This is a genomic window from Planococcus sp. 107-1 (assembly GCF_021513255.1).
Lineage (GTDB): Bacteria > Bacillota > Bacilli > Bacillales_A > Planococcaceae > Planococcus.
Genome location: NZ_CP090977.1, coordinates 863,365 through 878,266 on the forward strand (window position 1 = coordinate 863,365; position 14,902 = coordinate 878,266).

The window sequence follows — 14,902 nt, forward strand, 5'->3', positions numbered from 1 at the left end:
GAGGCCTGCGATATGGAGATCCGCATTGAATGGAGCTATAAAACGGCAAAAGGCACAGAAGCTTTCTTTCGATCTGAAGAATTCCCAGCTGCCCATGCGCTGTTAATTGCGGAAGATATCCAAAAGACCGGACGGGTAAAAAGTTTGGAATTTGTGGATCGGTTTGACTCCAGTTGGACATTAAAAGAATTGAAAGCCTATTTAAAAGGAATCGAAACAGAACCCCATAATGTCAATGTGTATTTTGATGGCGGATTCGATAAAGAAACCGGGCGAGCAGGGCTTGGCTGTGTAATTTACTATGAACAGAGTGGCAAAGCCTATCGTCTCCGGAAAAATGTCGAAGTGGCAGAGCTTTCTTCCAATAACGAAGCGGAATATGCAGCTCTCCACATGAGTGTACAGGAACTTGAACGGTTAGAGGTCCATCACCTACCCGTTGTTTTCCGGGGAGATTCCAATGTAGTGGCCAATCAGATGAGCGGAGAATGGCCGGTGTATGAAAATGATTTATCCCGTTGGGCAGACCGGATTGAACAGAGCTTGAATAGATTAGGTATCCAAGCACAATACGAACTGATCCCTAGAAAAGCGAATGCAGAAGCGGACCGCTTAGCTGCGCAAGCTTTAAGAGGAATCGAAATCAGTGGGACGATGGAATTGGAAAAATCATAATAACAGAACCGTAGAGGAGCGATTGGATGAAGTTTTCAGTATTGCAAAAAACGGATATGCAAATTTCTGCACTGGGATTAGGAACAAATGCGGTAGGAGGACACAATCTTTATAAGAATTTAAATGAAGAAACAGGTAAAGATTTTGTCCGTGCGGCATTGGATAATGGCATCACCTTCATTGACACTGCTGATGTCTACGGCAAAGGGCGTTCTGAAGAATTGGTGGGGGAAGTATTGAAAGAATACGACCGCAGCCGCTTTATCATCGCTACGAAAGGCGGCAGCGACTGGCGGAATGGCACAAAGAACAATGCACCTGCTTATTTGCGCCGTGCATTGGAAGAAAGTTTAGAACGGCTTCAGCTCGATTACGTGGATCTTTACTATATCCACTGGCCGGACGGTGAAACGCCAATAAGCGAAGCGGTCGCTGAGTTGTCCCAATTGAAAAAAGAAGGCAAGATAAAAGCGATCGGGGTATCGAATGTTTCCTTGGAGCAGTTGAAGGAAGCCAATTCAACAGATGAAATCTCTGCTGTCCAATTGGCTTATAATATGCTCAACCGCGAAATTGAACAAGAGATATTGCCTTATTGCGTAGAAAATAAGATTTCGGTCGTTGCTTATGGTCCGCTTGCTTTCGGGATTCTAGGGGGTACGTATACAGAAGACTTTGTGCTGGAAGACGGCGATTGGCGCAATAGTGTGCCGCTTTTCCAGGAAGGGAACTTCGAAAAAAACATCAGGATTGTAGAACAGCTTAAAAGAGTGGCGGATACAAAAGGCACGGATGTATCAAATCTGGCTTTAGCGTGGCTTCTTGAACAGCCCGGAGTCGATGCGGTGATTCCAGGCGGCAAAAAGCCGGAACAAGTTCTTTCCAATATCGCAGCTTCGGACATCCGTCTGGAGGCGGAAGTTTTGAATGAAATCGATCAGATTCTCAAAGGGCAATAAAATAGTGAAAACCGGTCCAATGCAGATAACGTGCAATGGACCGGTTTTATTTATTTCTTCGCTAATTCAAGCGCGATATCCGCTTTTTTCAGATCGTGCTCGACTTGTTCCTCAATGTCATATGCATGATACATTTCTTTTTTTATCATGTATTGGGCGATTTTATCGTGCGTATCGATAGCGATATCCAACTCCCGGCGCAATAGCTTTTTCACTTCCGGAGTGGCCGTTTCAGTAATTGCAACAGCCAGGTTCCGGACAGCAGCTTTAGCCGTTACAAGAAAATCGGTAGCAATTGCCAAGTCGTCGAGCATGGAAGCAGGGAGTGCCAAAGCATCTTTGCTGATAGCTCCGCTTTCCTGCGTTTCTGTGATCGCTGCTGTTTCGGTTTTAGCGATTTTCTTTTTATCGTCTTTCTTAGCCGTCTTTTTCACATCTTTTTTAGTGGTGTTTTTTTCATCTTTTTTTGCCATAGCCAAATTCCTCCTTTAGTCCGTATAGGGATTATTTGCTTGAATCTGCTAACACTTTGCGTAGATCTTTGATCGCTTTCGTCGATAATTTAATGTCTTCTTCTAATAATTGCCTCAATTCATCGTCTTTGACAAGACCGCTGAATACCTTGCTTTTAGCGACACAGCTAGTCTTGAAAATTAATACTTCATGGACTTCCAGCTTTTCATGCATTGCCAATTTTTTTGCCATTACGAATCCCTCCAATGAAATAAATAATCAATCTTAACACTAGTTAGGGTTTACCCAGAGTACTGCTTTTTAATCCTGGTTCTCTCTTTTAAAAGGATATAATAGTGGTTCAAGAAAATTAAAGAATTTTCAAATTTCCAGTAGCTGCTATTAGACTTCTCAGGAAAAAACGTGTTTTATTTAAAGAGACATTGATGAAAAGGGGCTGCACTCATGAAAATTACTGAAACGGCTTTTCCGATAACTGAAGTGCGGGCAATTTCCAGCGCTGAAAAGAACATATAAAGATCGGCCGGTTGCATACTTTGACGGACCGGGCGGATCGCAAGTGGTGAAATCCGCAATCGAAGCCATTACTGAATACATGGAAAAAGGCGGGGCCAACCTCCATGGAACGTTTCCTAGCAGTTGGGAAACAGAAGAGGTGATTGCAGGTGCGAGGGGTGCAATTGCTGATTTTCTGAATGTAAAAGCGAGTGAAGTAGCATTCGGCGCGAATATGACCACATTGACGTTTGCCATTGCGGCAGCACTGGGCAAACAATTCCAAGCGGGCGATGAAATCGTCGTAACCGAAATGGACCACCGGGCAAATGTCGACCCTTGGATTATGATGGCCAAAGACCACGGACTGACCGTGAAATGGATTCCGGTCGATACGAACACGATGGAACTTGATTTAAGCAATTTAACAGAAATCATTAATGAAAAGACAAAGCTTGTAGCTGTCGGCCTGGCATCCAATGCGATTGGCACCATTGTCGATATTGCGCCGATCGTGGAACGGACAAAAGAAGTCGGGGCATTATTTGCAGCGGATGCGGTCCATGCGGCTCCGCATATCGTGATTGACCGTGACCGCTACGGCATCGATATCCTCTTGTGCTCAGCTTATAAATTCTTTGGGCCGCATATCGGCATCGCTGCCATTAAAGAATCCGTTTTTGAAAGCCTTGAGTTGTATAAATTGACTACATCTCCAAGCTATTATCCGGATAAATTGGAGACCGGTACGCAAAACCATGAAGGGATTGCCGGAATCAAGCCTGCTATCGAATTTTTTGAGCAGTTTGGTGAAGGCGAATCGAGACGGGAGCGGCTCGTTTCGGGAATGGAAAAACTGGAGCATTATGAAAATCATCTTGCGGGTCGATTGCGCCAAGGGCTGGCCAAAATAGAGAAAGTCCGCCTATGGCAAGCGTCGGAAGATGTTCCGAAAACCCCGACAATCGCTTTCCAAGTGGAGGGCATTGAACCGTTGGAAGTCTGTAAATTATTAGCTGAGCAGCACAGCATCTTTACCGCATCCGGACATTTTTATGCCTCTACCTTAGGCGACCGTTTGGACGTCAATGGAAGCGGCGGTTGGATTCGTGCAGGTCTTGCTCCATATAATACAGAAGAGGAAGTAGACAGGCTGGTTGAGGCAGTTGCTTCTCTCTAAGAAATTTGCTAAAAAAAGGTAAATGTGTTATGATTAGCATCAATTCAATTTATGGATTCTATCAGACTTTATTTAGTCAATTTCCATCAGGAAATGGGGAATTCTTAATGACGTACGATGCGATTCAAGATTTATTGAAAACAGTCAGTTTTTACAACACGGTAAATATCACTCAAACTTTTGCAAGAGACGGGGAACCGTATATCACGGTGAAAGCGGGCAAGGATAAAAATATATTTGAGCTGACTTTTTTGGAAAGTGGAGAAATTGTCCATTACCAAGACATCCCAACAGCAGCAAAAGCGATTGAAGAAATGTTGAATGCCGATCCAGTTCTGTAAGCTCCCGTAACGGGGAGCTTTTTCTTTTTGGGCCGGATGATGGTACAATACAGAAACAAGCCTATCATAGGCATACTTTCGTTTTCCGTACAGGAAAATGATCAAAGGAGAATGAATTTTTTGAGTCAAGAAAAAAACACGAATAACTTGCCGCCAAATTACGACGAATTGAAGAAAGCTGCGAACCGGACAGCGAATTGGAAAGAACGGTTAGCTGCGGTTGAAGAACTGGGCAAATGGAAAAACAACCAGACAATTGATATTTTAACTCACCGGATGAACCATGATCCCGTTTATAAAGTGCAGCAGGCTGCGTACAATCAACTTGTGGATTTGGGTGAAGATGTAGAAATGCCTGAACAAAAGCAAACTGATTTGATCAAAGACACGAGCAAAGTATTGGTTCGCATCAAGAAAAGTTTGCCGAAAGACCATAGCTATGAAGACTTCAAAGTGAAGTTGCAGAAAATGCGCGTCGACATCTACGATACGTATAAAGGCGAAAAAGGCGAAGAGTTTGACCAGTGGTTGGAAAGCCAATGGAAATCCATGCCGACAAGAAGATAGAACAAAAAAGCGATGCCCGTATAGAAATGCGGGCATCGCTTTTTTTGCATTCAAGTGGGCAATTGCAATTGCCCGGTTCCGACATTTGCTACATTTCCACTGATTTTAATGGAAGAAATGGCCCCTTTGGATTTGTCGACAATGATATCGATAAAGCTGGGGCGTTCCATTTCAAAACCTTGTTCACTGCGGATATAGTAGAACTGGTTTTTGGATGGAGCAATAACTCCATTTTCGACAAGATAAGCACCGAGCGGCCCGGAAGCTGCACCTGTCGCCGGGTCTTCCGGAATTCCCATAAGCGGGTGCGAACATCCGACTATGGACAGTGGATGATTTTTGGACAGTTTCAAAAGTGAAGACGAATATATGCTGGGTATGCGGATTTGTACTGAAATGCTTTTCCCAAATATCCGAACGGAATTTGATTTTCTTCATTGCCGACAAGGTACGGACGGGAACATATAAGAAAGGGACGCCAGAAGAAACGGATTGAAGCGGCAAGCGCTGGTCAAAATCCTTTACTGACAGGGACAGCAAATCGGCAACAAGGCCCGGTTTACTATAGACGCTGCCGAAAGCAGGCAACGGCTGGGTCATTTCGACTTTCTCGATTTGTCCGTCTTTTTCATATACGCTGATTGGAATTTCACCGACATGCTCTTCGAACACCCAATCGTTTTTGCCAGCTGTCACTGGGATTTTCTTTGCAGCTGCCAGAACATAAGCAGCGCCAATTGTGGGATGTCCAGCCATCGGCAACTCGACTTTCGGTGTGAAAATACGCAAGCTTTTTTGATTGTTGGAATCCGCAGGGGGCTGGATGAAGACCGTTTCTGACAAATTAAGTTCACGTGCGATTTTTTGCATGGTTTCCGATGGCAAAGGCCGTTCGTCATGAAAAACAGCCAATTGGTTGCCGCCGAAAGCCGTAGAAGTGAATACGTCGACTAAGGAATAATTTAAGTTGGTCATAGCGTCCCTCCATTAGTTGTCTTCTGTCATTCGATTTATGTATTCAGTATATATAATTTATCTTCAGATTGTTAATTAATTGTTCGAGTTTTCTGGAAATAAAGGAATTTAGAGGGAACGGAGCGAATTAGGCTGGGGAGAAGATCTTATCAAGCTTAAAAAGTTTCGGAGGAGGCGCATATGAAGTATCGGAATCTCGGAAAAACAGGTTTGCGGGTATCGAATTTAAGCCTTGGCACTATGGCTTTTGGAAGATGGATAGATGAAAAGGCTTCTGCTGAAATTTTAGCCCAATCTTTTGACGCAGGCATCAATTTAATCGATACCGCTAATTTTTATGGAAAAGGACAAGATGAATCCTTCAAGTATGGAACAGGTGAAGCGGAAGAAATCATTGGCAAGCATTTAAAAGGCAAGCGGGACAAAGTGGTGCTGGCGACTAAAGTCGGGCTTCCGATGGGGCAGTATGTCAATGACGCAGGGTTGTCAAAATTCCATATCATGCGGGAAGTGGAAGGGTCTCTGGAACGGCTTCAAACGGATTACATCGATTTGTATCAAGTCCACCGTTTCGATAAACGCACTCCTTTGGAAGAAACCTTGTCGGCTTTGACGGATTTGGTGAGGCAAGGAAAAGTACGTTATATCGGCTGTTCAAATTTTGCAGCATGGCAGATGGCGAAAGCAAATGGCCTCAGTGCATTCTATAATTTAGAGCATTTTGTCAGCTCACAATCCCAATACAATCTCTTATCCAGGGAACTCGAAAATGAAGTTATTCCTTTTTGCCAATCTGAAAAAATGGGATTGTTGGTGTACAGCCCGATGGCCCGGGGGATGTTATCCGGAAAATATGCATCGAAAGAAAGCGTGCCGGAAGACAGCCGGGCAGCTAAAGGAGAGGAATTGATCCAGCCCTATTTTACAGAAGAGAATTTCAAGCGGATCGATCACTACAAAGATATTGCAAAAGAACAGGAAGTGAGTTTGTCGCAGCTTTCGCTTGCTTGGCTATTGAATCAACCTGCAGTTACTTCCGCCATATTGGGTGCGAGTAAACCAGAACATGTGTTAGAAGCTGTCCGGATCAGTGATTGGAAATGGCGGGAAGAGTTAAAAGAACAACTGTCGCTCGTTCCGTAATGACTCCTCAGCATTGGAGGCTAAATTGATGAAGCAAAAATGGTGGAAAGAAGCAGTCGTCTATCAAGTTTATCCAAGAAGCTTCAAAGACTCGAATGGAGACGGCGTCGGTGATTTGAATGGCATGATTGAGAAGCTGGATTATTTGCAAGAACTCGGAATTGATGTGATCTGGATTTGTCCAATGTATAAATCTCCGAACATCGACAATGGATACGACATCAGTGATTATCATGAAATCATGGAAGAGATGGGCACGATGGAGGATTTCGATCGCTTGCTTGAAAACATACACGAACGGGGCATGAAGATGGTGTTGGATCTGGTCCTTAACCATACAAGCGATGAGCATCCATGGTTTATTGAATCACGCTCGTCAAAAGACAATCCTAAGAGGGATTGGTATGTTTGGCGAGATGAACCGACCAACTGGGAAAGTATTTTTAGCGGTCCCGCTTGGACATTTGATGAAAAAAACCCGCCAATACTATCTTCATCTATACGCAGAAAAACAGCCGGATCTGGAATGGGAAAACCCCGAAGTCCGGAAAGAACTGTACCGGATGGTTAACTGGTGGCTAGAAAAAGGAATTGACGGTTTTCGCTTGGATGCCATCAGCCATATCAAAAAAGACTACTCCGATATGCCGAATCCTGATCATGCACCGTATGTACCGGCTTGGGAGAAAATGACCGACGTCGAGGGAATCCAAGATTTCTTAGCTGAATTATACAAGGAAACCTTCTCCAACTACGACATCATGACAGTCGGTGAAGCCAATGGAGTGACTGTTGAAGAAATCGATGAATGGATCAGTGAAGAAAACGGCAAAATGGATATGGTCTTTCAGTTTGAGACTTGGTATTTAAGGAAACCGAATGAAGATTGCGGTGTGAATTTGACCTCACTCAAACAAATTTTAACGAATTGGCAGAAAGGAGCCGAAGGCATTGGATGGAATGCCCTCTACGTAGAAAATCATGATCGGTCGCGCATCGTTTCGACATGGGGAGACGACCGGAACTATTGGCGTGAAAGCGCAACTTCCATTGCCTGCATGTATTTTCTGATGCAAGGCACGCCTTTTATCTATCAAGGGCAAGAACTCGGTATGACCAATGCGCCGTTTGATGGAATCGATCTATATGACGATGTGAAAACATTGAATTTTTATCGCTACAAGCGGGCAGAAGGAATGCCGCCTGAAGAAATCATGAAAACCATTAAAATGAGCAGCCGGGATCATGCCCGTACTCCGATGCAATGGACTAGTGGATGCTATAGCGGGTTTTCAACAAATGAGCCATGGATTCAAGTCAATCCGAATTATCGGTGGCTGAATGCAGAAGCCCAACAGAAAGATCCGCTGTCTGTGTATCATTTTTATAAGAAGATGATTTCACTGAGAAAAAAGTCAGCCGTTTTGATTTATGGAATCTATAATTTATTTGAAACCGGCAACCCTTGTATCTATGCTTACACACGTGAAAACGAAGACGAAAAAATGTTGATCCTGGCCAACTTAAAAGGCCAGTCTTGCCGCTGGAAAGTGCCGGAAGGAGCAGAATTGCTTCTTGGGAATTACAGCATGGAAGACCAGGAAAAAGTCCATCCATTTGAAGCGAGAGTCTATCGCTTAGCCGAATGAAACCATGCTTTTGTGCATGGTTTTTTTTTTGAACAAATAATTACATGAAAAAGAAAAATATATAAAGTAAAATATTTCCAAAGAATACAAAGACCTAATACTAATGTCGTGTATTCCTAATTTTATACAGATACGCCTGATTTTTTTCCCAATTACGCTTTCCTAAGAGTTCTGTTAACTTTAAGTTGTGGCAGGCAAGCAGCCTAAGCGGGACGCCGTAAAAGCTCAAATGCCCAACAAATTGAATGGTAAAGGGGATTGGACGATGAAGAAATCAGGTAAGTTATTGACGAGTATCATGTTATCAGCAACATTGCTTGTACCCGCAATGGGCGTAAGCGCGAACGGAGATGCAGTGGATCAAAAAGGCAATGATACATTCCGTGTCTTAATTGATTCGCAAAACAACAAGGACCTTCAAAATGCAAAATCGAAATACGGTGTTAAGTGGGATTTTGCAAGTGAAGGATTCACCGTCGACATGAACCAAAAACAATATGAAGCGCTGCAAAAGAACAAAAACATAGAAATTGAAAAGGTGCCGGAATTTACGATTGAGAAAAGCTCCTCTAAACCAGAAGCGGTTTATCAAGCAATGGCTGCTTCGCAATCAACGCCTTGGGGCATAAAAGCCATCTATAATGACAGTTCATTGACCCGTTCTTCGGGCGGTGCCGGGATTAATGTAGCGGTCTTGGATACAGGCGTAAACGTTAATCACCCGGACCTGAAAAACAACGTGGAGCAATGCAAAGACTTTACGACAAGCGCAAGCATTGTCAATGGTTCATGCACCGATCGCCAAGGTCATGGTACACATGTAGCAGGTTCAGCACTTGCTGATGGCGGTACTGGTTCAGGCGTATACGGAGTTGCACCGGATGCGGACCTGTGGGCTTATAAAGTATTAGGCGATAACGGTTCTGGCTCGTCTGATGACATTGCAGCAGCTATCCGCCACGCAGCTGACCAAGCATCTTCATTGAAAACGAAAGTGGTCATCAATATGTCACTGGGATCTTCAGGTGAAAGCAGCCTGATCACAAATGCAGTGAACTATGCATACAGTAAAGGTGTATTGATCATAGCAGCTGCAGGAAATTCTGGTCCGTCTCAAGGTTCAATCGGCTACCCAGGTGCATTGCCAAATGCGGTAGCAGTAGCAGCGTTAGAAAATGTCATCCAAAACGGTTCTTACCGGGTAGCTGATTTTTCTTCTAGAGGCTACAGCTCGACTGATGGCGACTACGTCATCCAAAAAGGCGATGTTGAAGTATCAGCTCCCGGAGCTTCGATTTACTCGACTTGGTATAACGGCGGCTACTCAACTATTTCTGGAACGTCAATGGCTTCACCGCATGTAGCAGGACTGGCAGCGAAAATTTGGGCAAGCAATCCTTCTGCAAGCAATGCAACGATTCGCAAAGATCTTCAGAACCGTGCAAGAAATTATGACATCCTTTCTGGTTCAGGGGCTGGCTACGGAGACGACTATGCATCCGGCTTCGGATTTGCACGCGTTCGCTAAAGGCTAAAAAGAATAACAAGGGGTTCCAGTTTATGCTGGAGCCCCTTTTTTATGTTACTATTTTATTATTCTGACAAAAAAGGGTGGAATTATGAACATTGGATCTGTCATCAAATATTACCGGACAAAATATCAATTAACACAAGCCCAATTGGCTGATGGCATTTGCTCAATTTCGCATTTAAGCAAAATAGAATCAAATACATACGTCCCTCATGAATCGACGATTGAAGCGCTGATGGCAAAGATGGGCGTTCAATGGGAAAAAGAAATGCACCGGCATAAGCGCTTGGAGCGCCAAATTGGGGAATTCATCGATTGTTCCCTATTTTATGATCTGGAGCATATGCGGAAACAGTATAAACAGCTTGAAAAGGAGAATGATTACATTCAGTCTTCTGAACTCGTGAACCAATATGAATTGTATAAATTCCGTTTTTATATTTATGAAAATGACCATGTACAAGCTGAACAGCAAAAAGAATTGATTGACCGCATGAAAGGGTCCTTTACTGCGCCTGAAAAATGGCTGCATCAATTTTTCCTTTCTATCTATTACACCATGCTCAATAAAACAGAGAAAGCGCTCGGGTTTCTTGAACAGCTGGAACAGGGGATCCAGAGCATTCCGCAGAAATTTGAAGGCGAGTACTATTACCAGAAAGCGCGTCTTCTAATTTTGTTCGACCGGTTTGAACTGTCGGCATATTATGCGGAAATGGCGGTCCAATATTATCAGCTTCACCACAACTATATTCGGCTGCTGCATGCACAGCTCTTGCTGGCTATCAATTACACACGCAGAAATTTGCTCGTTCAGGCGAGCGGATTGTACGAAGTGTTAAAACGCAATGCCCATTTAATGGGGCAAAAAGATCTTTATTACCAAACCCTTTATAATTTAGCCGAGTTATTTAAGCAGAAAAAAGACTATGACCAAGCATTTGAATTGCTGGCAGAATTGAAAGTGAGTTTGCCGGATGATTCCTATATTTATAAAGCTGTGTTGATCAGCATGATTGAGGCGACAGTAGAGATGAATCAAAAAGACGAAAGCCTTTTAAGGGAATTAAAATTGCTTACGCGTGAAACAGAAGATGAATACTTCCTTATTTACGAAAACTATTTCGAGAAGCGAATGTTTTCCCAACCAGACCTTATTGCCTATTGTGAAGAAAAAATGTTCCCATTTTTCAGAAAAAATGGTTATATAAAAGAAGGTAAAAAAGTAGCAACTGAATTGAAAATTTTCTACGAGCAAAAGAAAGATTGGGAAAAAGCCAATTTCTACCGCTCCTATGAAGAACGAAAGGCTGGTGAAGTTTAATGAAGTTTACAAAAAAACTTATAACGGCAATTGCAGTTGCGGGATTTATCGGTGCCTTGGCCGTGTCGCCTGCATTTGGAGAAGCTCTCACGGCAGCTCCACAAGCCGATGTACAAGTTAATCCGCTTTCGGCGCCGCATATCTTGCCGCCGCTTTAAAAAGAAAAATAAGGCTCCCGCCAATTATGGTGGGAGCCTTATTTTTTTGTAGAAGTTTTAAAAGCCTAATTACCTAATTTAATGGGTATAGCATTAATATCTATAATTTTTAAGGTATAATTATCAAGATTCATAAGAAACATGTAGGAGCTGGGAAATTTTAATGGCATCGTTTAGTCCGTTTTTGATTATATTATCTGTATTTATAGCAATTTTTTCTTCCTATATTTTGCTTGTTTTAATTGGGAAACTGGCCGATGTTGCGAAAGGAAAGCGCCAAATTTTTGTTTCCGCTGCCAGTGTATTTATGGGCCTCGGCATCTTCACCATGCATTTAATCGGGATGTCGGCTTTCCATTTCTACGGAGAAGCGGGCATCTCTTACCATGCGCTGTTATTATTGGCGTCATTAGCAATATCCATTTTGGCGTCGTTCATCGCTTTTCAAGTTTTGTATAACGGCAAGACTACAAAAGTTAATATGATTTTCAGTGGCTTAATGTTAGGGATCGGCATCATTTTAGGCCATTACATCGCAATGGCTGCCGTACAAGGTGACGAAACCAGCCGGTTGAATTTGGGATTTTTCGTCTTATCCGTTGCCGTCGCCTTTCTTTTTTCAACAGCGGCGATTAAAATTTTCATGAATTTCAAGCGGCTGAATAAATCGCTCAGCCGAAAAGTGATGAGCGCGGTTTTACTTGGCTTGGCTATTTCCTTCATGCATTACACAGCGATGAATGCCAATATCGTTGGTGTGCATTTTTCTGCAGCGGGGCCTTTCTGGATTTCAGAAATGGAGATAATGAACTCGATTTTTGCTCTATCCGCTGCGCTGGTTGTGCTGGCGATGCTGTTTGCGTATGCCGATTACCGGAAGATCGTGGTAGAGAACCGTTTGATCGAGGAAAATAAGGAAAGCGAAAACCGGTTCCGGAAACTGGTTGAATTGTCTCCAGAACCTATTATTGTGCATAGCCAAGGGAAATTGATTTTTGTGAATGAAGCTTGCTTGAAGATGGTCGGTGTGGAAAACAAAGAGCTTGTTTTAGGGAAGTCGATTTTAGATTTTGTACCGGCTTCTTTTCAACCGATTGTCAAAGAACGGATCCATCATATGATGCAGGGAGGCAATGCTGCACCCATCGAGCAGCAATTCATTAAGCCTGATGGCTCGTTGATCGATGTCGAAGTGACAGGCGCCCAAATGAAATTCGAAGGTAAGCCGGCCATCCAATTGATTCTCCGAGATATTACGTTGGAAAAGAAAATCCGTTTGGAGCTTGAAGCAAGTGAACAGCGCTATCAATCGTTGTTTGCATACAATCCTGACGGCGTTTTTTCAATGGATCCTGAGGGCCGAATGTTGAATGTCAATAACGCCATAATGGATCTTACCGGCTATACAAAAGAAGAGTTTATCGGCGCTACTTTTCATCCGATTGTAGCTCCGCCTTATCTAGAGGAAACCAAAATGCATTTTGAACAAGCTTTGCTGGGGATACCGCAGAATTACGAATTGCAATGCATCCGGAAAAATGGGGAATGGGTATATCTCCACATTACAAATTTACCTATTAAAATTGACGGCGAAATTATTGGCGTCTACGGCATTGCCAAAAATATCACGAAAGAAAAAGAAGCGCTGCGATTGATGGAGGAGAACGAAGAGAAATACCGCTCTCTATTTGAAAATAATTTAGATGCAGTTTTTGAAATCGCTCTCGACGGTTCGTTTAAAAATGTCAACAAGCGAGGGGAAGAGCTTACCGGTTTTACCCAGAAAGAATTACGGGATATGCCTTTCACCGAGTTGATCGTCGAAAAGACTGCACGTGTAAAAGAAGTTTTTGAATTAGCCAAACAAGGCAAAGCCCTTCAAGCTGAACAAAAATTGATAGATAAAGAAAAAAATGAACTGCAAGTGGATTTAAATGTTGTGCCGATCCGTAAACAAGGACAGGTGGACGGAATGTTTTCAATTACCCGAAACGTTTCCGAAAAAAAGCAGCTTGAAATGAGAATGAATGACTTGGCTTTTACCGATCAATTAACCGGTTTGCCGAATCGCCATTGGTTTTATGAAAATCTGTCGGCCATCGCTGCAAGAGCCAGACAGTACGATCGTTCTCTGGCGGTTATGCTGATCGACTTTGATGACTTTAAAGGCGTGAATGACCTTTTGGGGCACCAGGGGGGCGATCTTTTCCTGAAAAAAGTGTCTGAGCGGATTAAATCCTGCTTGCGTCCGACTGACCGCTTATCGCGCCACGGCGGGGATGAGTTTATCATCGCTTTTGAAAATGTGACAGAAGCCTACATGATCCGCTTGGCGAAGAAAATCTTTCAAGTCATGGAACAGCCGGTAGAATTGTTAGACCATGAAATGATCGTGACGATCAGTGTTGGCATCAGCATGCAGGACAAATGCACGAACAATGAAGAAACCCTAATCCGTGAAGCGGATTTTGCGTTGTATTCAGCAAAAGAAAAAGGCAAGAACAATTATCAGTTTTTCACGGAAGATCTAAACCAAAAGGTCAGCCGGAAATTCGAGGTGGAAAATGCGCTGCGAAAAGCCATTGAAAAAAATGAATTCCAGCTTTATTATCAGCCGCAAGTCGATTTGCGGACGGAGAAGATGGTGGGGCTTGAGGCCTTGCTGCGCTGGAATCCATCCATTGGTACGGTGTCTCCTGCTGAGTTCATCCCCATTGCGGAAGAAACAGGGCTGATTCTGCCGATTGGGGAGTGGGTTTTAGAAGAGGCCTGCCGTCAAATCTGCGAATGGGAAAAGAGCGGAAAACCAAAAGTGAAAGTGTCTGTGAATGTCTCTGCACGCCAATTCCGGGACTCTCAATTTAATCGGAAAGTGGAAGCGATTTTAGCAGCCTACCAAATCGATCCAGCGTATTTGGAAATTGAAATCACCGAAAGTGTCATGATGAATATCGAAGAATCATCCAAAGTTATTAGAGGGCTGCGGGGATTGGGCATAAAAATCGCAATTGATGATTTTGGCGCCGGCTATTCTTCTTTGACAGTCATCAAAAATATTGAAATCGATACTTTAAAGATCGATAAATCATTGATTGATGATATACTCGTCAATCCAAGAAACCTTTCAATTCTTAAAGCTATTATTGAGGTAGGAAAAGGGCTCCATACGCTTGTGGTTGTGGAAGGAATCGAAAAAGAAGATCAAGTGGAGTTGCTGCGGAATTTTGATGTAATCGGGCAAGGCTACTACTATAGCCGTCCGTGCCCGCCGCTCGCACTAGAAAATATGTGGGAAAACGTGGCCCACTAAAGAAAGTCCCAGCATTTGCTGGGGCTTTTTTTACTGACGAAAGTTTGAATATTCTATGACAAAATATTCATTTAACTGAATAAAAATTTTTAATTCATTGAATTGTTTAAAAATTGATCTA

14 protein-coding genes and 1 pseudogene are annotated in these 14,902 nt (G+C 43.1%); 11 read left to right on the forward strand and 4 right to left on the reverse strand.

Going from position 1 to position 14,902, the window contains the following annotated elements; genetic code table 11:
- Positions 1-12 precede the first annotated feature (12 nt).
- Both L0M13_RS04630 and L0M13_RS04635 read left to right on the forward strand, forming a co-directional pair.
- The gene (locus tag L0M13_RS04630) at positions 13-675 is read left to right on the forward strand and encodes a ribonuclease H family protein (protein ID WP_235198546.1); all 663 of its coding nucleotides are present in this window, start codon (positions 13-15) and stop codon (positions 673-675) included.
- Between the two features lie 26 nt (positions 676-701).
- Positions 702-1,634, forward strand: coding sequence for an aldo/keto reductase (locus tag L0M13_RS04635; RefSeq protein WP_235198547.1), 933 nt, complete (start codon positions 702-704; stop codon positions 1,632-1,634).
- Positions 1,635-1,684: 50 nt separating this feature from the next.
- On the opposite strand, the gene L0M13_RS04640 is transcribed toward L0M13_RS04635, so the two are convergent.
- A complete protein-coding gene (locus tag L0M13_RS04640; RefSeq protein ID WP_397443535.1) occupies positions 1,685-1,948 on the reverse strand; it encodes a spore coat protein in 264 nt (87 codons plus the stop codon).
- Positions 1,949-2,138: 190 nt separating this feature from the next.
- Positions 2,139-2,339: a spore coat protein gene (locus L0M13_RS04645; RefSeq protein WP_235198548.1), complete on the reverse strand. Its 201-nt coding sequence runs from the start codon at positions 2,337-2,339 to the stop codon at positions 2,139-2,141.
- 268 nt (positions 2,340-2,607) lie between these two features.
- Between L0M13_RS04645 and L0M13_RS04650 the strand changes: the two genes are divergently transcribed.
- From L0M13_RS04650 to L0M13_RS04660, 3 genes are all read left to right on the forward strand, one after another.
- Positions 2,608-3,783, forward strand: coding sequence for a cysteine desulfurase-like protein (locus L0M13_RS04650; RefSeq protein ID WP_235199264.1), 1,176 nt, complete (start codon positions 2,608-2,610; stop codon positions 3,781-3,783).
- 107 nt (positions 3,784-3,890) lie between these two features.
- Positions 3,891-4,124 carry a hypothetical protein gene (locus L0M13_RS04655; protein ID WP_235198549.1) on the forward strand — a complete coding sequence of 78 codons (234 nt, stop codon included), beginning with the start codon at positions 3,891-3,893 and terminating at the stop codon, positions 4,122-4,124.
- Positions 4,125-4,235: 111 nt separating this feature from the next.
- Positions 4,236-4,691 carry a HEAT repeat domain-containing protein gene (locus L0M13_RS04660; RefSeq protein WP_397443513.1) on the forward strand — a complete coding sequence of 152 codons (456 nt, stop codon included), beginning with the start codon at positions 4,236-4,238 and terminating at the stop codon, positions 4,689-4,691.
- Between the two features lie 50 nt (positions 4,692-4,741).
- On the opposite strand, the gene L0M13_RS04665 is transcribed toward L0M13_RS04660, so the two are convergent.
- Both L0M13_RS04665 and L0M13_RS04670 read right to left on the reverse strand, forming a co-directional pair.
- Complete coding sequence (locus tag L0M13_RS04665) at positions 4,742-4,990, reverse strand: PhzF family phenazine biosynthesis protein (RefSeq protein WP_235198551.1); 249 nt, start codon at positions 4,988-4,990, stop codon at positions 4,742-4,744.
- On the reverse strand, positions 4,875-5,666 hold the full coding sequence (locus L0M13_RS04670; RefSeq protein WP_235198552.1) for a PhzF family phenazine biosynthesis protein: 792 nt from the start codon (positions 5,664-5,666) through the stop codon (positions 4,875-4,877). Before L0M13_RS04670 ends, L0M13_RS04665 begins: the two co-directional genes overlap by 116 nt.
- Before the next feature lie 180 nt (positions 5,667-5,846).
- Between L0M13_RS04670 and L0M13_RS04675 the strand changes: the two genes are divergently transcribed.
- The 6 genes and pseudogenes from L0M13_RS04675 to L0M13_RS04700 all read left to right on the forward strand — a co-directional run bounded on the left by L0M13_RS04675 (position 5,847) and on the right by L0M13_RS04700 (position 14,781).
- Positions 5,847-6,809 (forward strand): aldo/keto reductase, encoded by a 963-nt coding sequence (locus L0M13_RS04675; RefSeq protein WP_235198553.1) that lies wholly within the window; start codon positions 5,847-5,849, stop codon positions 6,807-6,809.
- Between the two features lie 28 nt (positions 6,810-6,837).
- Positions 6,838-8,458: pseudogene (locus L0M13_RS04680) on the forward strand (alpha-glucosidase).
- A gap of 265 nt (positions 8,459-8,723) precedes the next feature.
- Positions 8,724-9,986, forward strand: a complete 1,263-nt coding sequence (locus tag L0M13_RS04685) for a S8 family peptidase (RefSeq protein WP_235198554.1) — start codon at positions 8,724-8,726, stop codon at positions 9,984-9,986.
- A gap of 91 nt (positions 9,987-10,077) precedes the next feature.
- The gene (locus tag L0M13_RS04690) at positions 10,078-11,313 is read left to right on the forward strand and encodes a helix-turn-helix domain-containing protein (RefSeq protein WP_235198555.1); all 1,236 of its coding nucleotides are present in this window, start codon (positions 10,078-10,080) and stop codon (positions 11,311-11,313) included.
- Positions 11,313-11,471 (forward strand): hypothetical protein, encoded by a 159-nt coding sequence (locus tag L0M13_RS04695; protein WP_235198556.1) that lies wholly within the window; start codon positions 11,313-11,315, stop codon positions 11,469-11,471. The genes L0M13_RS04690 and L0M13_RS04695 overlap by 1 nt, the downstream gene beginning before the upstream one ends.
- A gap of 163 nt (positions 11,472-11,634) precedes the next feature.
- Positions 11,635-14,781 carry an EAL domain-containing protein gene (locus L0M13_RS04700; RefSeq protein ID WP_235198557.1) on the forward strand — a complete coding sequence of 1,049 codons (3,147 nt, stop codon included), beginning with the start codon at positions 11,635-11,637 and terminating at the stop codon, positions 14,779-14,781.
- Positions 14,782-14,902 lie beyond the last annotated feature (121 nt).